This is a genomic window from Tenacibaculum agarivorans, from assembly GCF_001936575.1.
GTDB lineage: Bacteria > Bacteroidota > Bacteroidia > Flavobacteriales > Flavobacteriaceae > Polaribacter > Polaribacter agarivorans.
The window spans coordinates 156,401-177,790 of the sequence record NZ_MSMP01000002.1; the positions used below are offsets into that span (position 1 = coordinate 156,401).

Consider the following 21,390-nt stretch of genomic DNA (forward strand, 5'->3'; position numbering starts at 1 on the left):
ATTAATACTTAATTTTATACGTATTTATTGTAAAAAAGTACGTGTTTTTAGAGTAATTGCTAAATTCTTAATTACGTTAAGTAAAAATTTTTATTTATTTAAATTCAAGTGGTTATAAATGTAAAATATGAAATGTGAAATTGATTTTAAAATTGAGGAGTTTAATATTACACCCTAAAAGTTGGTTGATCTAAGTTGTTTTTTGTAGAGATAAGGTAAATTTTTAAATTTGGTGCATCCAATTCATGTACTTTATCAAAAACATATTTACCTTATTATTATTATTATTTCTTGTAAAAATTAGCCTGTGTCAAGAACCAGTGTATATCAGTGTGCTCGAGAAAACAGGATATCCTAATGTTGAGATCTATGATATAGAAGAAGATGACAAAGGTTATATATGGCTTGCTACAGATAGAGGCTTACTTCGGTACGATGGTAAATTATGTAAGCGTTTTGATCATCCTAATAAGTTGAGGTTATCAGTTTTTAATTTAGTAAAAGATAATCGAGGTAGAATTTGGTGTAATAATTTATCAGATCAGTTTTTCTATGTAGAAGAAGATAAACTTCATCTACTTGTAGATTTAGAAGATCAATTTTCTGATATTCCTATGCTATCAGATTTTATAGTTTCTGGTGATACACTAAAAATAACGAATGTTAATAAAACACTATTCATAGATATAGATACAAAAGAAATAACTTACAAAAGAGAGTATGTAAACCATATGTACAAAAATCCAAGTATTTTGGAATATAGTGATGCCACTTATGTAATATTAGATTCTTTATATCAAATACAAAACAAGACGAACATAGCAAGAGGTTTCGCAATTGATTTTAAAAATAAATTGTATAATAGATTACATCGATTTAATAATCAATTATACTGTTTTCAATCTATAACAAAACATCCAAAAGATTCGAAGATTCAATATGAAGAAGTGCTACATCATGTAGATATAGAAAGTGGAATAACTTCCCAAAATAAACTTCCTAATGAATTACAAGATAAGTACATTAATAGCATAAAAAAAATTGAAGACCAATTTTGGTTTTGTACAAATGAAGGATTGTACGTCTATGATTTTGATGGGGAAAAATATGTCTTCAAAGAGATATTTTTTAAAAATAAGTATGTAGTTCAGGTTATTGAAGATTACATGGGTAGAGTTGTAGTGGCAACACTTAAAAGTGGCCTATTTATGATTCCGAATAAAAATATTAGAAAAGAATATTTAACCGATGAGTCTAAAAAAACAGCTTTTATTTTTTTCCATAAACACTATATGTTTTATGCCAGAGAAAAAGGAAAAATAACCATGAAGAATATTATTACTAATGATAGTAAAACTATAGATTTAAGTAATGAAATTGGTAAAATATACTGGGGAAAAAAAATTAATAAGAACCGTATATATATTTCAGGATCTAAGCTTGGAGTTTTCTGGGATTTAACAACAAATATGATGTTTGTTGCTCCCGGTGGCATAAATAAAGATATTAATTATAGAAAGTTAGATGACACTTTTTTTATATCTGGTTATGATCTTTTGTATACTCAAAAGCTTGATTTTAATATTAAAATTAATAGCACATTTACCCCTTTTAAACCTAAACTTTTAAAAAGATTTATAGCTAATTTGCCTGATTCGATATTGCATAAAGGAAGGAGTTGGTTTAACTTTATTTCATCTGATCAATATGCATATGCATCTTTTGGAAGTGCATTATATGAAATAGATCATAATTTGGTAACAAAAGAATTGAAGTATAATGGAGAATCTATTCAGACGAATTCTTGTGCAGAAACTACTGATAAAACTATTTGGATAGCATCACTCAATTATGGACTTTTGAAAAAGGATACAAATGGTACTATTGAGAATATTAAAAATATTGATTCAAAAAAAGTTTTACAAGTTGTTGCTGATCAAAACGATCTTTGGATTTTGGATGAAAAAAACTTAAATTATTTAAATACAACCACAAATACTATACTCAAGTTTAATTTAAGAAATGAACTTTTAGTTAATAAAGTTAAGGCCATTCAAGCGTATAGAGATAAACTATATGTATTAGGTACTGAAGAACTTGTAACTATTGATAAAAGTGTTGTACATAGAAAGATTATACCATCTAAAGTCTTTGTACAAAGCGTTGCTTACGGAGACAAAAAATACCCGTTGAAAAAAAAATATGTAATATCACATGATCAGAATCAAGTAGAAATTTATTTCAAAAGATTAGGATATAATACTGAAGAAGATAAATTTGAATATCGATTATTGAACTTAGATGAAAAATGGAAAATTACTAAGCAAGACAATGTAAAGTATTCTTACATTCCTCATGGAAATTACACTTTTCAAATACGTGCAATTAATCAAAAAAATGTAACCATAGCATATTCACAAGATATTTTAATTACTATTGAAAAACCGTATTGGTTACAATGGTGGTTTATTGGTGGCTCAATTATTGTGGTACTCCTATCTTTTTATGGAGTAATATGGAGAATAAGAAAAAATCAAAAGGTGTTGTTTGATAGAGAAAAGCTAAGTAAAGAACTTATTTTTTCAAAATTAGAAAATTTAAGATCTCAAATGAATCCACATTTTATATTTAATACTTTAAATTCTATTCAAGGCTATATTATTACGAATAAAAAAGAAGAAGCAAGTATATACTTGGCTGAGTTTTCTGAGCTAATGCGAATGTATTTGGATTTTAGTTCAAAAGAGTTCACAATGCTTTTAGATGAAATAAAAGCAATAGAAGTATATTTAAAATTAGAAAGAGTAAGAATAGGAGAAAGTTTTAATTATAGTATTAATTCAAATGTAATACATCGACTAGGTTCATTAACTGTTCCTTCTTTATTTCTTCAACCTTATATAGAAAATTCTATTATACATGGTTTAGTTCAAAAAGATGGTGAAAAGAAGTTATCTATCACATTTGATTATGATAATAAAGAAAATAGTCTAATTTGTAGTATTGATGATAATGGAATAGGAAGGGAGAAAGCATCATTGTTGAAAAAGAAAAAAAACAAGTACCATAAATCATATGCATTAAAAGCAAATGATAACAGATTAGATTTACTGAATAAAAATAGATTAGATAAAGTTACTATAGAAATAGTAGATAAAAAAAGTAAGGAAGACTTACCTGAAGGTACTACAGTAATTATTAAAATTCCACAAGAGTATGAAAGTTATATTGATTGATGATGAAGAAAATGCAATAGTATTATTAAAAACAGTATTACAAGAAACATTTCCAGAAATAAAAAATATGTATGCTGCTACAGATTTGGATGCTGGAATTGAACTGATTCACAAGTATGATCCCGATATTGTCTTTTTAGATATTGAAATGCCAAATCATTCAGGACTTCAAATATTGGATTTTTTCGAAGATAAAAATGTAAACTTTAATATCATTTTTGTAACCGCTTATAATCAATATGCTATAGAAGCTTTTAAATTGAGTGCGGTAGATTATATTTTAAAACCTATAAATATCAATCACTTAAAAGAAGCTGTACTAAAGTGTAAAAAAAGAATAGAAGAAAAAGAAGTAAGTCAAAAGTTAGAAAAATTAAAAAAACTAACTTTAAATACTTTACCTATTGAAGTACCTAACGGTATAATTTTTCTGTCTTATGATGAAATTCAATATTTAGAGGCAGATGGGTCTTATACTAATATTTACATAGAAGATGGAAACACGAAAGTAATTTCAAAGACTTTAAAGTTTTTTGTAGATCAATTAGAAGAGAATGAGTTTTTCTTCAAATCACATCGATCATATTTAGTAAATATTAAATATGTAAAAGAATATGTAAAAACTGAAGGAGGTTATTTAATTATGAAAAATGGTACTAGAATACCATTAGCTAAAGTTAATTATGATATTTTCTCAGAAAGAATTAAACGATTGTTTTAAGTAAAAAATGAATTTTACTTCACAAGAAAAATGTAACACTTCACAAGTAAACTAATAGATTTCACAAAGAGTAGCTTTTTATATTTATGTATAGGAATAAATTCGTCACTTATACATAAAATTATAAATGGCAATGAAATTAAAATTACTTTTTTTATTAACTCTTGTAAGTATACTTATTAATGCGCAAAATTTTACTGTAAATAATATTGACTATGCTGTTTTGAACAGTAGTGAAGCTAGTGTTACAGGAGGTGATCCCGATGTAACAGGTACACTAGACATTCCAGAAACAGTAATGAATGGAGGTAATGTATATACAGTAATCTCTGTACGTGGTTTTGCCTTTCTTAATAAAACAACAATAAAAAATGTTGTTTTTCCCAGTACTATGCTTGATATTGGTAATGGAGCATTTGAAGGCACTTCTCTTGAAAATTTAACATTACCAGATAATATTAGATCTATTGGTTCTACTTCATTTAAAGTAACACCAATAGAAACACTACATTTATCTAAAAACATAAAAAATATTAGTGCAGGAGCATTTGATGGGGCTAGTAAATTAAAGACACTTATTGTTCCAGAAGGTGTTGAAGAAATTGGTATAAGAGCATTTTTAAATACAGCACTTGAAACTGTTAAATTGCCAAGTACTATTAAAACTATCGATATTAGGGCTTTTGAGAATAGCCCCCAAATAAGAAGCTTTAGTATTGATGTTGCTACGCCTGTGGGAATTAATTTTAATGTATTCAGTGGTCTTGATCGTTCTTTAGCTACATTACAAGTACCGACAGGTGCAGTATCTGCATATCAATCAGCAAGTGTTTGGAGTGGTTTTGGTACTATTGAAACTATACCTGTTAATAATGCACCATCATTTACATTACGATCATCTCCTAATCAAACTGTAATTGAAGATGCTGGAGCATTAACTTTAGGTAATTATGTTTTCGGTATTGATGATGGAGATTCAGATATGATACAAGAACTAACGTTTAATGTATCTAATAATAATAATGCATTATTTTCTGTACAACCCAATATTGACGTTGCTACAAGAAGCTTAAGCTTTACCACTGCACCCAATTTAAATGGAATAGCTACAGTTACTATAAGTTTATCAGATAATGGAGGAACAGCTAATGGGGGTGTAGACACTTCTGGTGAACAAACATTTACAATTACAGTAACTCAAGATAGAGATATATTTTGGACTGGAAATACCAATACAGATTGGAATGAAGTTACAAATTGGGAAAATAATACTAGACCTAATGTAATTAATGAAGTTATTATTCCTAGTAGAGTAAATATGCCTGTAATTGGAACTAGAGTTCAAAATATTAAAGATCTTAATATTGAAGATTCAGCTAGTTTAGATGTTTCAGCATCAGGAGGAGTAATTGTTGTTGAAGGAAATTTTGATAACAAAGGATCAGTGACAATTAGTTCGTCATCAGATAACACTGGTATATTTATTGTTAGAGGTACATCAAGTGGAATAATAACGTATGAACGAGGAGGTTTAGTAGCCAATGAATGGAGTATTATATCTGCACCAGTTGAAGGGCAAAGTATTAAAGAATTTGTTGAAAATCCAGCCAATGATATTCGTATCAATACCACAGTAACACCTAATCGATATGCTGTTGCATATTATGATGATAGTCAACCTACAGGATCAAAATGGGTGTACTATACTACGGACGATTTGGTTACAAATAATCTGACTTTTGAAAAGGGTAGAGGATATAGTATTTCTAGAAATACGAATGGGTCAGTACTGTTTACAGGAACTTTAGAAACGGAAAATGTAACCAAATCAGTGGAACCTTCACAGTGGAATGCTATTGGAAATCCATATACAGCTACTTTAGCTAGTAATTTTTCAAGTGATAATTTTGTTAACGATAATCTTACAAATTTTGATCCGTCTTTTCAAGCTTTATACTTTTGGGATAATACGCAAGGAAAATATATACCAAGTTTACCAACGACTTTTTCTACCTCAATATTAACTGTCGGTCAAGGATTTTTCGTTAGATCTGCTTCTACTACTACTTCATTTAGCTTTTTAAAAGAAAGAAGACGAGCAAGTGGTTTTGGAACGTTTTTAAGAGGAAATAATACCAAGCATATCAAGTTGTTAGCTACTTCAAATAAAAATACAGTAAAAACTGAGGTGAATTTTAACAATAACTCAACTTTAGGTTTAGATCCAGGTTATGATGCTGGAAATTTTGATGGAGCGGAGTTTGATGTATTTACACGTTTAGCAGACAGTTCTTCTGACATCAATTTTACCATTCAATCGTTACCAGATTCAGATTATGAGAATCTAGTTATTCCAGTTGGAGTAAAAGCAAAAGCAGGAGTAGAGGTCAGTTTTACTATTGAATCATTAGGTCTTTCAGAAGATTTAAATGTCTATTTAGAAGATAGAATTGAAGGTACGTTTACAAAATTAGATAAGACTTCTAGTTATACAATAAAATTTCCTGAAGTTATAGATGGAGTAGGAAGATTGTATTTACATACAAAATCAAATGTAGAGTCTGTGATCCCAGAGCAAACGATTGATGATATAATAGTGTATAATTCAAATACGGAAGTATTTGTAGAGGGAGTACAAAATGAAGATTTTGGAATTAAAGTTTACAATGCTTTAGGTAAAATGATACATTCAGGAATACATAAAGGTAATGGAAAAAACAGGATTTCATTATCACAAGTAGTAACAGGAATTTATATGATAGAATTAGAAACTAAAGCAGGTACAATTCATAAAAAAATCATCATCAAAAAATAATAAAGATGAAAGAAAATACCCAACCAAAAGAGAACACTATTAATAGAAAAGAGGCACTACAAAAGATAAGTAAGTATGGTAAATATACTGCATTAACAGCCTTAGGTACCTATTTAATTTTAAATCCCAAGAAAGCCCAAGCGGCAAGTCCAGAACCTCCAGGAGGAGGTTTTTAATTCACTAAATTGAAGGGTTTAGTTTAACGAGGTTGTCTAAAAAATCGTCATTCCGAATAAAATGAAGGAATCTTTAATTCTTAAGTTACTATTAATGAGATTACTTCAAAATTAAAATTTTTCGTAATGACGTTAAAAATAGCTTTTTAGACAACCTCATTCTTCAGAAGATAAACCACCCCCGATGCTTGTCTTAGAGAAATCTACAAAAAAAATATTTATACACTTTGAAATTAGTTAGTTATGGTGAAATTTATCTTTGAAAATACATGCAAAAAATGTAGTAGTACACTGAAATTAAGAGTAAGACGAACAAAGTTTGAACGTATAGTATTCCCCTTTTCCAAAAAACTGAAATGCACTTGTTGTTATGAAAAATATCTAAAGATATAAGTTAAAACCAAGTAAATAATTTATAGAAAAATACTAGAGATTATTTATTTCTATGTAATAATTTTAGAGCTTCTTTGTACTTATAATTTTGGGAGTTTGTAACAATTATTTCTAATTCTTTGTTCAAAGCTACTTTGTCTTTTTGTTTAAGATAAATAAGTGCTTTATACCAATGTGCTTTTTTGGCTTGTAAACTTTCAGATCGTTCTAAAAAATCAAATTGACGTAATGCATTTTCAAAATCATTTAATTCTAAATAAGCTAACCCATTGTAAATAAAACTTAGCGCCTTAGTTTTTTTTAGAGTATTATTTTGATATTTAGTTAAGAGCTGTGTAGCTTGTTCATATTGTTTTTTCTCAAATTGTAGTTGGCCTGATATCAAAAGCTCGTCTTTATTTTCACTACGATTTACTAAAGATGGTAAATTTTCAATTTCTTGTGCTAATAGATTACCATAATCAAGCTCAGTACTATTTTTGTCGTATATAAAATAAGATAGTGTTGTTGCTAAAAGAATTGAAGCAGCAATAGCTATTTTTTTTATAAAGTTTTTTCTACTCAGTGGTTTTTTACGCTCAGAAATAACTTCACCAATTGCTTCTTTAACTTTAGTTACTTCATCACTCTTCAAATATGCTTTAATTTGCTTGGCCCTTTCTGTTTTAAGTACAGAATTTTCCATTGAGCTCCATTCATCTTCGCTAAATACAGTTCTCATATCTTTTTGAAGTGTAAAAGCATCAGATAATTCGTTATTAACCTTAAGTTCCTTTTCAAAAGCTTCGATTTCACTTTCGGTCATAATGCCATCTAGGTATCTATCTATACTCTCTAAATACTTGTCCATCTTTATTTTAATTCGTTATACCTGATATCGTTACGTATAGCTTTTGTCAATTGCGATTTACAGTTAAAAATACGTTGTCGTACTACATTATCAGACTTATAGCCCAAGTGTACTGCAATATCTTTGTAAGGAGTTTTTTTAAAGAAGAATTTGAGTAAAGTTTTACAATTTTCAGAAATTGTACTTAACTTTTCTTGAAAAAGCTCCCATTTTTCTTGTTCTAAGGTTGACAGTACAAGATCATCATCATCACTTACTAGTTCAACTACTGTAGAATTTGTTACTCTCTTTTTTCGTTTATTTAACTCACGTTTCCACAAATTGGTACCTGCAATGTATAAAAAGCCTTCTATAGAGCTTTGGATTACAAAAGGTTTAGTATTATATCTAGCAATGACTTGTATTAAAACTTTTTGAAAAACATCTTCCGCATCTTCTATATGACCATTATTTTTTAACACATAGCTTTTTATTTTAGGAAATACATTTAGGTACAATTCATCTATAATCCTTCTGTTTCCAGAAGCAATCTCTTTTATTATGTCTCTAGCGTTCTCTAACATCTCGAGAAAAATAACGTTTTAATTTAATTTATTTTATTTTTGGCAGTAACTTTTTTAGAAGTTGGGGAACTTTTATAGAAACAAAACTACTTATAATGAAAAAAACTATTGTAAAAAGTGCAATTCTTGTATTGCTAACTTTTAATTTTGGATGCACTGATAATGAAAAAGACGTAGTAATTTCTACCCCAGCTATGCATGAAGAACAGATTATAATTGAAAAATTGCCGGATAATGTCATTAGTTTAGATAAAATAATAGAGGGTTATAACAATTCATTAAATAATCAGTTTACCATAAAAGGTTTAAATAGAAGATCAAAAGGAGGTGGAGGACCAGATACATATACTCCTAGTAGACCTTCTTCTCGTTTTGATGGTTATCAAAAAATATTTGTACTATATCCAGTTCACTGGAGTTTGGCAGATAGAATGCGGTTTTATGGTGATTTAAGGCTAAATGCTGGGGTTACAATATTAACAGAAATTGATTCTTGTGAATATGTAGATACTTTTTATTTTCCTGAAGATAGTATTGTACCAGGAAAAGATAGAAAGAAGAATTTAATAGTAGCCTCTGGATCTACTGATGGAGAGGAAGAAGAGGAGGAAGATGATGGACCAAAAGGAGAATCTTTGCATTATAATTCTTGTGATGAAGTACCGCTTCCTGAAGGATATGTTAATTAATACGATAAATTTCAATGAGAAAAATAATTTTACAAATATCAATACTGTCTGTTCTTTTTTTGAATTATGCTTGTGTAGAGGATGAGAAAGGAATAGTTTCTGAATCAAATAATAATGAAGTTATTAGTATAGATAAGCTTCCAGAAGGATATTTTACTATAGATCAATTGATATCAAAATATAATCAAGAAGAATCAAAGAATGTAATTCAAAGTAAAGAAGGTAGTACTATATTTATAGAAGGAGGAGGAACAAATAACACTTCGTTTGAACAAATATTACTGGCTAATGGATACAGAAAGATATTCATCATTTACCCTAAAAAGTTTAGAATCATAGATAGAGTATTGTTTTTTATTCATCTAAGAACTAAAGTTTCGCCCAATATAGTATCTATAGAAGATTCTTGTAGTAATGTCGATACTTTTTACTTTCCCAAAAATAGTATTGTCCCAGGTAAGGATAGAAGAAAGAACCTAGTTGTTGCTTCAACAGGTAAAGAGAGGGTAGAGGAAGATGAGGATGATGGACCAAAATTACCACCTGAAACTGTCTATAACACATGTTATGAAGTAACATTTTCAGAAGAATATATTGAGAATAACTAAAAATAAATTCATATGAAAAAAGTATTTTTTAAGATAGCTATATTTCTAGTATTAGTAACTATGACGAGTTGTAACGAAGAAAAAGTAGTTATAGAGACTACAAAAGAAGCTATTGAACAAATTGAATATAAAAAATCAGAGTTGCCTGATACAGCGGTTAATGCTGAACAGTTATTGTCTAAACAAGGTATATTGGTTAAGAAAAATTTAGTAGGCACAAATCTTACTAGAAGCAATTCAGCAAACTACAGAAAGTATTTTGTTTTATACCCTTATGAATGGACATTTGTTGATAGACTAAACTTTTTAAATAAGGTTAAGAAAAGATCAGATGTCTTTGTAGAATTTGATTTATGTACTTATGTAGACACATGGTATATACAACAAACTACTATATTTCCTCCAAGCTTGGATAGGACAAGAAATTTAATTAAAGCTTCAGATTCGGAAGATATAGAATTGGAAGAAGATAATGATGGACCTGGTTTGCCAAAGTTTCTCTACAGTAATTGTAATGAGGTTCCTTTGCCACAAAGAGCCCCGATAATTACTCTAGGAGATCCTACAAATGATGGTGAAGATACAGGAGATGATACAACTAATGAAGACGTAAACACCCCTAAGAAATAATTAGGATAATAGAGATGATTTGTAAATAAAACAAAATAAAATGAAGAGATTTTTTTTAAAAACAATACTATTATTTTCTTTAGTATGTATTGCTAGTTGTAGTGAAGAAAAAGAAACCGTAGGAATCGAAGAAAATTTAGAACAATCTGAATTTGAAAGATTTGAGCTTCCTAAAGGAGTAATAAATGCTACTGAATTATTAGAGAAAAATGGAATTAAGAATAGTAGCTTTAAAAGGCAATCAACAACGGTAAAGCCAAAACCTATATATAAGAAATATTATGTTTTATTTCCGTATGAATGGATGGCTTATGAAAGATTTCGATTTTTACAGAAAGTAAAAGCTAGGTTAGGTGTAGATATATTCGTAGCTTTAGACCATTGTCCTTATGTGGATACGTGGTTTATTGAAAAGACTAAAGCATTTCCTCCTCGAGCAGATAGAGAAAAAAACTTAATTGTAGCTTCTAACTCTGATAAGATAGAAATAGACAGTGGTGGAGACGATGGACCAGGGGAAACAAATGGTGGGAGCAGACGTTTCTTTTATGATAGTTGTGATCAAGTACCATTACCTGTGAGAGTAATAGAAATTTTTCAAGACGATGATACTATTGACCAAGGAGGAGGAGATAACGATAAAAATATTCCTAAAAAATAAATTGAAAGACTTAATTAATCATACTCAAAAGACCAAGATGAAAATACTATTTTCCATCTTGGTCTTTTTTACATTAATATATCAAGGTATAGCACAAGAAGTTTCTAAAACTTATGATTCGATAAGAGCATTGCCTCAAAAAGATATTGAGAAACTTACATTGTATAATCATCTATTTGATCAACATAAAAAAGAAAAAAATTATAGGCAACTAGGAGATGATGCTCATGAATTAGCCAAAAAAATCTATAAGGATAGTATAGACGCTGCCATTTTTTATAATGCTTTAGGAGCGGAAGCCAAGGAGAAATCAATTCCTCTGGACTCTTGTGCTTTAAAGACAAGCTATTATAATGTTGGTTTCTACAATAAATTTAAAAAAGATTACACGGCTGCTATTAAAGGTTATAAAAAAGCATTAGAATTTAAAGATTGTAGGAATTTTGATAAAAAATCAAGAAAATACATTGCATATTGTTATACTAAACTGGGTGAAGGTTTTGATTCAAAATCTGACTTTTATGCTGCAGCATCACATTATGAGAAAGCACTTCATTTTATTGATAAAGAAGAAAGTGAATTCAAGCGAAGAGTACATCGTAATGCTGGAGTGGCAAATAAGAATATTCGAAGTCAAGCTTCTGGAGAAAAAGCATTATTTCATTTTTTACAAGTAGATTCAATATATAGTAGACTCGAAAATCAAGAAGAAAAAATACAATATGATATTTACAATAATATAGCAGCACAGTATTCACAAAATGATGACTTTGAGAAATCATTACACTATTTTGACAAAGCCATACAATTAGCAGAAAAAGCGAATGATTCTGAACAATTAAAAGAAGTTTATTTCAATCTTGGAGTGACATACAAGAAAATTGATTTGGAAAAATCAAAGAACTATTACTTAAAATCGTTAAAAAATCAGTCTGAAAAAGATGTCTTAAAAGCTAGAACCTATTTAGGTATAGCTGAAAATGCTTCATTAAGAAAAGAGTTTAACATAGCCCAGCAGTATTTTCTAACCTCACTTTCATTATTTTTAAATGAAACGATAACAAAAGAACCTAGAAAAATTACCATAGCACAATTGAAGAAGGTTGAAGATAAAGAGCTTTTACTAGAGTTGTTTAGAAGTCAAATGGAGAACTGGGATCGAATGTTGGTTGAACAGCATACAGATGAGGTTGCAAACCTGATCATTACTAAAGCAAAGCAAAGTGATCAATTAGTTAATGTAATGTTGAAAGAAGATTTATCTTATAATTCAAAATTATTGTTAAGAGATTTAGCTTCAGAAATTTACATTTTAGCTTTAGAAGCATGTTATAAAGTAAATGCAACAGAAGATGCTTTTTATTTCATTGAGAAAAATAAAGCAATGTTACTTTTAAGTGATTTAAGAAAAGAAAAATTAAACATTAAGAAAGATTCTACTATTGCTAATCAAAATAGTTATTTTTTACATCCGGAGCTCACTAAAATTGTTGAGTTAAAAGATGTTGTGCTAGATGAAAATGATATTGTTTTAAATTATATCATGGCAGAACGACTAGCAGGGGAAGTCCCTTATGCCTATGGCTTCTTGTTATCAAATTCAAATCAAAAACTATTTAAAGTAGTACAAACTGAAACATTAATTTCAGCGGTTAAAAAATTGAGGAGATATTTAGATAAACCTTTTGAAAAAGAGTCTGATAAACAAGAGTATTTCAAGTTAGCTAATGAAATTTATAATACCTTAATTCCGAAAGATATACAGTCTCAATTAAAAAATAGACATATCACTATTTTAGGAGATCATATTATTAATTTTATTCCATTTGAATCTTTAGTACCTATAGCTAATACGCAAAGTTACCTTATTGAAACGAATGAAATTAGTTACGATTATTCATTAACTTTTAAAAAAGAAAACACTGAAAAAATTAATAATGCCTCTTATGATTTTTTGGGAGTAGCCCCGGTTGATTTCCCTAAAAATCTAATCAGTTTGAAAAATAGTGAAAAGGAAATTACGAAAGGAAATAAAATTTATTCAGGTACTATATTAGTAGGAGAAAAAGCAAACTTAGGTAGTTTTATAAGAGATGCTAAAAACTATAAAATTTTACATTTAGCTACCCATGCTAATGCATCAGATACTATCAATCCATGGATTGCTTTTAGGGATACTAAATTAAATTTTACTGAATTTGATACTATAAAAACAAATGCAGAAGTGGTGCTTTTAAGTGCTTGTAATACATCATTAGGAAAAATTAGCAAGGGAGAAGGTGTTATGAGTTTAGCAAGAGGTTTTTTTACATCTGGGACAAAGTCAGTAATTCCATCATTATGGGAAGTGAATGATAAAGCTACCACAACAATCACTTCAGATTTTTATCATTACTTAAGTCAAGGACAAACAAAATCAGAAGCATTGCGAAATGCAAAATTGAACTATCTACAAAATAACTCAGATGCCGAAGCCTCACCTTATTATTGGGCGTCATTAATTGTAATCGGTAATACTTCCACTATTGTACCTCAAACCCATTATGGAGTTTATCTTAAAATTGCGGTACTACTTTTAGTTTTAATACTGCTAATTTTTCTTTTTCGAAAAAAGTTTTCTAGGTCTTAAGCCCATCTAAATAATTACTTCATAAAAAAAACTTTTTGTTTTAGTAACAATTTCAACCATACAGGAACGTGTTTTTGTATGTAAGTTTTAAAGTATTCCATTTTTATAAAAATTGTGAATAAACACAGTCTTGTTTAGAAGATTTTAAAACTCTTTAATACGTATTAAGCATAATTTGAATTGGTCATTTCGGGGAATATAAATGACTATTTAAAATGCAAATAATTATAAAATTTTAATACATAAAATCAGAACAGCTATTTAAACACTAAAAACAATGAAAAAAAGCATTTTAATTTCTACTATAGTTTGGGGGCTTACTTTTACTACAAATGCACAGTCAATACCTGTTAAAGGGAATGGATTTCATTATTACGGACCTAATTCAACTTGGGGAGAATATTTAAAAGTAGGAGGAAATGGTAGAGAAACAACAAAAGCTTCTGTTGTAAGTACGAATGGGAATTTACATTTAGATTCTAAAGATGGAAGAAATACATATATCAATCATTATAGTAAAACCAATACATTTTTAAATACACAAGGAGGTAATGTAGGAATAGGAACTTCAAATCCTGCAGAAAGATTACACATAAATGGAAATATTAGAGGTAATGCACCAGGAGGAGCATTAAAAGTAAAAACTGAACATGGTTATATAGATGTTGGTGCTCAAAATACTTCTTGGGCGCATATATACACAGATCGACCTAAAATAATTTTCAATAAAGATGTATACTCAACAACCAATGCATTTTCATCATATAATAACGATCTAATTTTTAAAACCAAAGGAGCAGAAAGATTACGTATAGATGATATAAATGGTAGTGTTGGAATTGGTACTAATGATCCAAAATCAAAACTACATGTTAATGGTGATTTTTATATGAATATAGGGGAAGGTTTTAAACTTTTTGGTGATATAAATTATTTTGGAGAATACAGAGATGGGATCATTTTTGAAATGCAAGATGTAAATGCTACTAATGGTAATACTGATGGAGGATTTGTTTTTAGAGGATATTCATCAACAGATAGCATCAAAAAAGATTGGATGGTTATTAGATCTGGAGGACTAGTAGGAATTGGTACTAATAATCCAGATGCAAAACTAACCGTAAAAGGAAGAGTACATGCAGAAGAAGTGAAAATAGATTTAAGTGTACCTGCACCTGATTATGTGTTTTTACATGATTATGATTTAAAATCTATTGATGAAGTAGAGGCTTATATCAAAAAAGAAGGACACTTGCCTAATATTCCATCGGCTAAAATTATGGAAACAGAAGGAGTAGATTTAGGAGTTATGAACATGAAGTTATTAGAAAAAATTGAAGAATTGACTTTATATACAATTGAGCAAGAAAAGCAATTAAAGAAACAAAAAGCGTCAATTTCAAAAATGATCTTGACTAAAAATAAGCTTGAAAGTAAAAACAAAGACCTTGAAGCTAGATTAGTTAGACTAGAGACTTTATTGTTGAAAAAGTAAAAAGAAGATCAATCCAAAAATCTTAAAATGCAAAACTTAAAAACGAGACTATTACTCCTAATTGTATTAGGAGTGTTTTTTGAATCCTTTGCCCAACAGTATTATTATCATAGAGCAATCTATGCTGGTGCAACAGAAGCACAAGCCAAAAATTATTGTAATTATAATGGTAGTAAACGAGGCAATAAATTTAATATTTGGGGGAATAGACCGCTAACTGAAGGTGAAATTTATTTTATGGAAGTTAGTGGAGATTTAGGTTATTATTTTATTAAATCTGCTGCACAAACTTCTACTAATGATGCTGACGAAACCGTAGGACCAGGAGCACAAATTGAATTATCAAATGTTTGTAATCCAGGACCAAATTATAAGTATCATCGAATGAAATTTGTTGGTACTTCAACTATAGATGTCGCAAGATACTGTCAAAATACCTCACAAGATTATGATTTTAAAGTCAATATTTTTACCAATGATCGCTTACCTGTGGGGAATATTTATCCTATTACTATAGGTAGTCAAATTAAATATTATAAAGTTATTACTACATCCAATAATCAAAATCAAGATGCAGATGAAAATATAAATATCAATGCGGTTGGTAGTGTTATAGATCCTTGTAGTTTACCATCGTATAAATATCATCGTTTAAAGTTTGTAGGGAATTCGCCTCAAGAAACTGGACGCTATTGTTATGATAATGCTACAAACTACGATTTAAAAGCAAATCTATTACTTAAAGATCTATTGCCAATAGGTAAAACTTATCCTATTACAATCAATAATCAAACAAAATACTATAAGGTCATAACTGCCTCAGGAAATCAAAGTCAAGATGCAGATGAAAATATTAATGGGACTGCTATCGGTGCGTCTATTAACCCTTGTGATTATCCTTCTTATAAATACCACCGAATGAAATTTGTTGGTAATACCACAGTTATTGCAGCAAACTATTGTGCTGATACTTCTCAAGATTGGGATTTTAAAGTAAATATTCTAACAAGAAATACTTTAACAGTCGGGAAAACCTATCCTATTACAGTTGGGGGCGGAACAAAGTATTATAAAGTGATAACGGTTTCTAATAGTCAAAGTCAAGATGCCGATGAAAATATAAATAGTAGTGCTGTTGGTACTTCTATTGATCTTTGTGCATTACCTGTATATAAAAATCATAAGTTAAAGTTACTGGATGATACCACAGAATTCTTAGGTCGTTTTTGTAATGATGCATCTACAAATTGGGATGTAAGTGTAAATATCTTGATAGCAACGCCATTAACAGTAGGAAACACATATCCTGTTACTATTGATAACAAAACAAAATATTATAAAGTCATTAGTACTTCAACTAATGCCAATTCAGATACTAATACCAATATTAATGCAAGTGCTATTGGTAATGCCATTGATATATGTAGTCTAGCAACGTATAAATATCATAGATTACGACTTTTAGGAACTTCATTAAATGAACTTCCTAAATATTGTAACGATAATGCGCAAGTATGGGATCTAAAAGCTAATATCTTATTAGAAAATATACTACCAGTAGGAACAACTTATCCTATTACTTTAAATAATGTTACAAAATATTATAAGGTAGTTACTGCATCTGATACTCCAAGTCAAGATGCAGATGAAAATATGTATGGAAATGCAATAGGCAATGCAATAGATATTTGTAGTATTAGGAGTTATAAGTACCATAGGTTACGATTGCTAGGAAATACACCAGAAGAAACAGGACGTTATTGTAATGATAATACACAAGTGTGGAATCTAAAGGTCAATATTTTATTAGAAAATAAATTACCAGTAAACGTAACGTATCCGATTACCATAAACAATATAACAAAGTACTACAAAGTAATTACAGCTTCAGATGCTCAAAATCAAGATGCAGATGAAAATTTAGAGGAAAATGCTGTAGGTACACCGATAAATCCATGTGATTTTTCGTCATATAAATACCATAGATTAAAATACCTAGGAAAAACAACCGGTGAAGCTGTAAAAGGATGTAAACCTTCTAGCGATTGGGATTTTAAAGCTAATATCTGGTTACAAGAACCTTTAAAGGTAGATAAAATATATAAAATAAACGATGCATATTATAAGGTGGAGTCAGCATCAAACACAGCACAACAAGATGCAGATGAAACATTAGATGAAAATACTACGATTGTTGGTCCTGTAGAAACAATATGTAATGATATACCTAGATTAGATGTTGATGAAAATTTTGTTTACACGATTAGGCCAAGAGTGCCTTTAAATTCGGAGGAATTAGAAGAAGTAGTACAAAATCCAACTTCTGATAATGAAAATAAAACAATTAGAAGTGTTGATTATTATGATGATTTAGGGAGAAAGAAACAAATGATTGCGATTAATGCGGGTGGACAAAAAGAAGATATCGTAACTCCAATAGTATACGATGAATTTGGACGTCAATCAAAACAGTATCTTTCTTTTTCAGTAAATAACTCAAATCCTGGAGTTATTATATCTGAAAATGTAGAGTTATTAAACAAACAATATCATAAAAATAAATACCAAGAGGATTTTCAAGCCAATTGTAGTGGTTGTGAAAATCCATATACAGAAACAGTTCTAGAAAATTCTCCTTTAAGTAGATCTTTAAAATCAGGTTTTCCAGGGACTTCTTGGTTAGTAAATCGACAAAATGATAACGATCGTACAATGAAGTATGAATATACTTCTAATTCTGTATCAGAAGCTAGTACAGTTGGAGATGATGTTAGATTATATAGGGTAACTTTTGCATTTAATAATACGGAAATCCCTCAATTAGAATCTGGCGAATATTATAAACCAAATGAGATTTATAAAAGAATAGTAAAAGATGAAAATTGGTCACCTAATCAAACCAATGAAAAAGATTATACTACCGAGGAGTTTACAAATAAAAAGGGGCAAGTTGTTTTAAAACGTACCTACAGTAACAATATACCTCACGAAACATATTATGTTTATGATGATTATGATAATTTGACGTATGTAATTCCTCCAAAAGTTGATGTTTCTGATGGAATTTCAGATAATGAACTTAATGAGTTATGTTATCAATATAGGTATGATGTACGTAATCGAATTATTGAAAAGAAGATTCCTGGTAAAGGTTGGGAATATATTGTGTATAATAAGTTAGATCTACCAATTTTAACTCAAGATAGTAATCTTAAGAGTAAACAGCAATGGTTGCTAACTAAATATGATGTTTTTGGCAGAGTAGCCTATACAGGTTTTGTATCTGATGGAAGTATTCGAAAAGTTGTTCAAAATAGAGCAAATGCATCAACTGGACCAATTTACGAGACTAAAATAGATGCTGTAAACACTTTAGGTAAAGCTGAAATATATTATACCAACAACTCTTATCCTTTTAGAGGAATACTTCGAGTATATACCGTAAACTATTATGATGATTATAATTTTGATCATAATGTTTCAGCACCAGAAAGTGTATATGATCAATCAATAACCACTAACGTAACAGGATTACTTACTGGTTCAAAAGTTCGAGTATTAGGTGGAGACGATTGGACAACTACCGTAAACTATTACGATCAAAAAGGAAGAAGTATTTATGTACACAGTACCAATGAATATTTGAATACTACTGATATTGTAAAAACAAAACTTGACTTTACTGGAAATGCGTTAAAAGTTAGAAGTAAGCACCAAAAAGGAAGTCAATCTGAAATTGTAACGGTAGACACGTTTACATACGATCATATGAATCGTTTGCTATCACAAAATCAATGTATAGGAGATGATAGTTTAGTTGACAATTGTGGAGATGTTAGTATAGCATCTAAAGTAGAGTTCAATAAAGAGATCACTAGTACTCAAAATATTGAAGCTTCAAATATTCTATTATCACCAGGTTTTACTTTTTTAGGGGCAACGAATAAAACATTTAGTGGAGTTGCTAAAAATGGAATACTTACAAATGAAAATGTAGAACAAATTGTAAATAATTCGTATGATGAAATAGGGCAGTTGACAACGAAAACTGTTGGAGGAGGACTGCAAGATGTTAATTATAAATACAATGTTAGAGGTTGGTTAAAAGAAATTAATGATGTAGATAATCTGGGAGATGATTTATTTGCATTTAAAATTAATTATGATCAAACCGAGATCAATTCAGCTAAACCGTTATTCAACGGAAATATTAGTGAAACACATTGGAAAACAGCTAATGATAATCAACTTCGTAATTATAAGTATAGCTATGATGCATTGAATCGTATTACAACTGCGAAGAGTAATGAAGGAAATTTTGATGTAAGACAAGTAGACTATGATAAAAATGGAAATATAAAAAGTTTAATACGGATAGGGTACATGGAACTCGATGAGCCTTATAGAGAAAGAGATTATGACTGGATGGATTGGTTGAACTATGAGTATGATACTGGTAATAAATTGTTAAAGGTGACTGATACTGCAGGAAAAAAATCAGGGTTTAAAGATGGTAGTAACACTGATGATGATTATGAGTATGATGCTAATGGTAACATGACTATTGATAAAAACAAAGGAATTGAAGGTATTAGTTATAATCATTTAAACTTACCTACAGTAGTTAAAGCTAATGGATCTTTTATTTCTTATGTGTATGATGCTATGGGGAATAAATTAAGTAAACAATTAGATATTAATAGAGGAAAAACTTTTTATGCAGGTAAGTATGTTTATGAAGAAAAACCAAGGGTAGGTACTTTCTTAACTTTCATAAATCATTCACAAGGATACATAATACCTAAAAATGAGATTGATTTTTCTGAAGGTTTTGAATATGTATATCAATATAAAGATCACTTGGGAAATATAAGGCTTTCATATAAAGATACTAATGAAGATGGTAATGTTACACAAAATGAAATACTTGAAGAAAAGAATTACTATCCCTTTGGATTACAGCATAAAGGATACAATGCAGCTGTAAATGGTATAAGCCACAACTACGGGTTTAATGGTAAAGAAGAGCATAATGAATTAGGATTAGAGTGGCTAGATTTAGGAGCTAGAAATTACGATCCTACTATAGCTAGATTTATGGTTATAGACCCTATGGCTGATTTCATGAAAAATCAAACCCCTTATGTATTAGCAGACAATAATCCGGTAAAACTTGTAGATATCTATGGTTTTGGAGGAGGAAAAAAACCAAAACCAGGCACTACTTGGATAGGAAGATTTTTAAGGTCAATAGGTGGTTTATTTGTTAATAAATCTAAAAGAATAACATCAGGAGATAGAATTAAAGGACGAAGTTCAGAAAATTTTTCAAGATCAACAGGTATGCCTGTAAGAAAAAAAACTCCTCAAAAACCATCTGATTCGAAACCAGATCCAATAAAAAAAGAAGAATCAAAGTCAATTTCAAATTCAGAATTAAATGCTTTATTTGGAGGGGCTAAAGTACCTACGCCAGATCCGATGATTCTACCGACTTTACCTTTACCAGAATTAATGGAAGCCAAACGAAAAGATCCTATAATAGAAGTAGGAGAAACTCCGGTAAATATTCCAGTATCTAGGATAGATATACTTGGACAGCCAGGAAGAGGTAATTTTAGAGTTGGAAATGATCCTACTACTCAACAATTTCTAAATACAGTATTAAATACTTTAATAGCAGATCCTAATGTCACTTTAATGATCTCGAGAGATTCATTCTTTAAGGGCAGACAATTTGATCATCCAGATTTAGCAAAGTCAATGCCAGGGATTAATATAGATAGGAGTGAAGCAATCAAAAGCTTTCTAATAGCTAGAGGAATATCACCTAATAGAATTGGTGTACGTCAAGGAAATATAAATTTTGAAGCTAGAAAAGGAAACACGATAACCAATTTTAGTTTTACTAAATAATAAAATTT

At 29.5% G+C, this 21,390-nt stretch carries 13 protein-coding genes; 11 read left to right on the forward strand and 2 right to left on the reverse strand.

Going from position 1 to position 21,390, the window contains the following annotated elements; genetic code table 11:
• Positions 1 to 332 precede the first annotated feature (332 nt).
• From BVC87_RS02340 to BVC87_RS23645, 4 genes are all read left to right on the forward strand, one after another.
• Positions 333 to 3,236 carry a sensor histidine kinase gene (locus BVC87_RS02340; RefSeq protein WP_159439306.1) on the forward strand — a complete coding sequence of 968 codons (2,904 nt, stop codon included), beginning with the start codon at positions 333 to 335 and terminating at the stop codon, positions 3,234 to 3,236.
• Positions 3,217 to 3,957 carry a LytR/AlgR family response regulator transcription factor gene (locus tag BVC87_RS02345; RefSeq protein WP_075340743.1) on the forward strand — a complete coding sequence of 247 codons (741 nt, stop codon included), beginning with the start codon at positions 3,217 to 3,219 and terminating at the stop codon, positions 3,955 to 3,957. The genes BVC87_RS02340 and BVC87_RS02345 overlap by 20 nt, the downstream gene beginning before the upstream one ends.
• A 133-nt stretch (positions 3,958 to 4,090) precedes the next feature.
• Entirely contained in the window at positions 4,091 to 6,772 is a 2,682-nt protein-coding gene (locus BVC87_RS02350) for a leucine-rich repeat domain-containing protein (protein WP_159439307.1), read from the forward strand.
• Between the two features lie 5 nt (positions 6,773 to 6,777).
• On the forward strand, positions 6,778 to 6,948 hold the full coding sequence (locus tag BVC87_RS23645) for a hypothetical protein (protein WP_200799154.1): 171 nt from the start codon (positions 6,778 to 6,780) through the stop codon (positions 6,946 to 6,948).
• A 433-nt stretch (positions 6,949 to 7,381) separates the two neighbouring features.
• Here the strand turns inward: BVC87_RS23645 and BVC87_RS02355 are convergent, their stop codons facing one another.
• Together BVC87_RS02355 and BVC87_RS02360 are read right to left on the reverse strand one after the other, a co-directional pair.
• Positions 7,382 to 8,191, reverse strand: a complete 810-nt coding sequence (locus BVC87_RS02355; RefSeq protein ID WP_075340745.1) for a tetratricopeptide repeat protein — start codon at positions 8,189 to 8,191, stop codon at positions 7,382 to 7,384.
• Positions 8,192 to 8,193: 2 nt separating this feature from the next.
• Complete coding sequence (locus tag BVC87_RS02360; protein ID WP_075340746.1) at positions 8,194 to 8,754, reverse strand: RNA polymerase sigma factor; 561 nt, start codon at positions 8,752 to 8,754, stop codon at positions 8,194 to 8,196.
• A gap of 95 nt (positions 8,755 to 8,849) precedes the next feature.
• Between BVC87_RS02360 and BVC87_RS02365 the strand changes: the two genes are divergently transcribed.
• The 7 genes from BVC87_RS02365 (at position 8,850) to BVC87_RS02395 (ending at position 21,382) form a co-directional block, all read left to right on the forward strand.
• Entirely contained in the window at positions 8,850 to 9,443 is a 594-nt protein-coding gene (locus BVC87_RS02365; protein ID WP_075340747.1) for a hypothetical protein, read from the forward strand.
• Between the two features lie 14 nt (positions 9,444 to 9,457).
• Positions 9,458 to 10,051, forward strand: coding sequence for a hypothetical protein (locus BVC87_RS02370; protein ID WP_143569696.1), 594 nt, complete (start codon positions 9,458 to 9,460; stop codon positions 10,049 to 10,051).
• Positions 10,052 to 10,063: 12 nt separating this feature from the next.
• On the forward strand, positions 10,064 to 10,681 hold the full coding sequence (locus BVC87_RS02375; RefSeq protein ID WP_143569697.1) for a hypothetical protein: 618 nt from the start codon (positions 10,064 to 10,066) through the stop codon (positions 10,679 to 10,681).
• A 40-nt stretch (positions 10,682 to 10,721) separates the two neighbouring features.
• Complete coding sequence (locus BVC87_RS02380) at positions 10,722 to 11,342, forward strand: hypothetical protein (RefSeq protein WP_075340750.1); 621 nt, start codon at positions 10,722 to 10,724, stop codon at positions 11,340 to 11,342.
• A gap of 37 nt (positions 11,343 to 11,379) precedes the next feature.
• Positions 11,380 to 13,971, forward strand: a complete 2,592-nt coding sequence (locus tag BVC87_RS02385) for a CHAT domain-containing protein (RefSeq protein WP_159439308.1) — start codon at positions 11,380 to 11,382, stop codon at positions 13,969 to 13,971.
• Positions 13,972 to 14,248: 277 nt separating this feature from the next.
• Positions 14,249 to 15,466 (forward strand): hypothetical protein, encoded by a 1,218-nt coding sequence (locus BVC87_RS02390; protein WP_075340752.1) that lies wholly within the window; start codon positions 14,249 to 14,251, stop codon positions 15,464 to 15,466.
• 27 nt (positions 15,467 to 15,493) lie between these two features.
• On the forward strand, positions 15,494 to 21,382 hold the full coding sequence (locus BVC87_RS02395; protein ID WP_075340753.1) for a DUF6443 domain-containing protein: 5,889 nt from the start codon (positions 15,494 to 15,496) through the stop codon (positions 21,380 to 21,382).
• The last annotated feature ends 8 nt before the right edge of the window (positions 21,383 to 21,390 follow it).

Bases quoted from the DNA above. Each gene is read 5' to 3' on its own strand.
- BVC87_RS02345 (WP_075340743.1), top strand. From the start codon at position 3,217: ATGAAAGTTATATTGATTGATGATGAAGAAAATGCAATAGTATTATTA.
- BVC87_RS02350 (WP_159439307.1), top strand. From the start codon at position 4,091: ATGAAATTAAAATTACTTTTTTTATTAACTCTTGTAAGTATACTTATT.
- BVC87_RS23645 (WP_200799154.1), top strand. From the start codon at position 6,778: ATGAAAGAAAATACCCAACCAAAAGAGAACACTATTAATAGAAAAGAG.
- BVC87_RS02355 (WP_075340745.1), bottom strand. From the start codon at position 8,191: ATGGACAAGTATTTAGAGAGTATAGATAGATACCTAGATGGCATTATG.
- BVC87_RS02360 (WP_075340746.1), bottom strand. From the start codon at position 8,754: ATGTTAGAGAACGCTAGAGACATAATAAAAGAGATTGCTTCTGGAAAC.
- BVC87_RS02365 (WP_075340747.1), top strand. From the start codon at position 8,850: ATGAAAAAAACTATTGTAAAAAGTGCAATTCTTGTATTGCTAACTTTT.
- BVC87_RS02370 (WP_143569696.1), top strand. From the start codon at position 9,458: ATGAGAAAAATAATTTTACAAATATCAATACTGTCTGTTCTTTTTTTG.
- BVC87_RS02375 (WP_143569697.1), top strand. From the start codon at position 10,064: ATGAAAAAAGTATTTTTTAAGATAGCTATATTTCTAGTATTAGTAACT.
- BVC87_RS02380 (WP_075340750.1), top strand. From the start codon at position 10,722: ATGAAGAGATTTTTTTTAAAAACAATACTATTATTTTCTTTAGTATGT.
- BVC87_RS02385 (WP_159439308.1), top strand. From the start codon at position 11,380: ATGAAAATACTATTTTCCATCTTGGTCTTTTTTACATTAATATATCAA.
- BVC87_RS02390 (WP_075340752.1), top strand. From the start codon at position 14,249: ATGAAAAAAAGCATTTTAATTTCTACTATAGTTTGGGGGCTTACTTTT.
- BVC87_RS02395 (WP_075340753.1), top strand. From the start codon at position 15,494: ATGCAAAACTTAAAAACGAGACTATTACTCCTAATTGTATTAGGAGTG.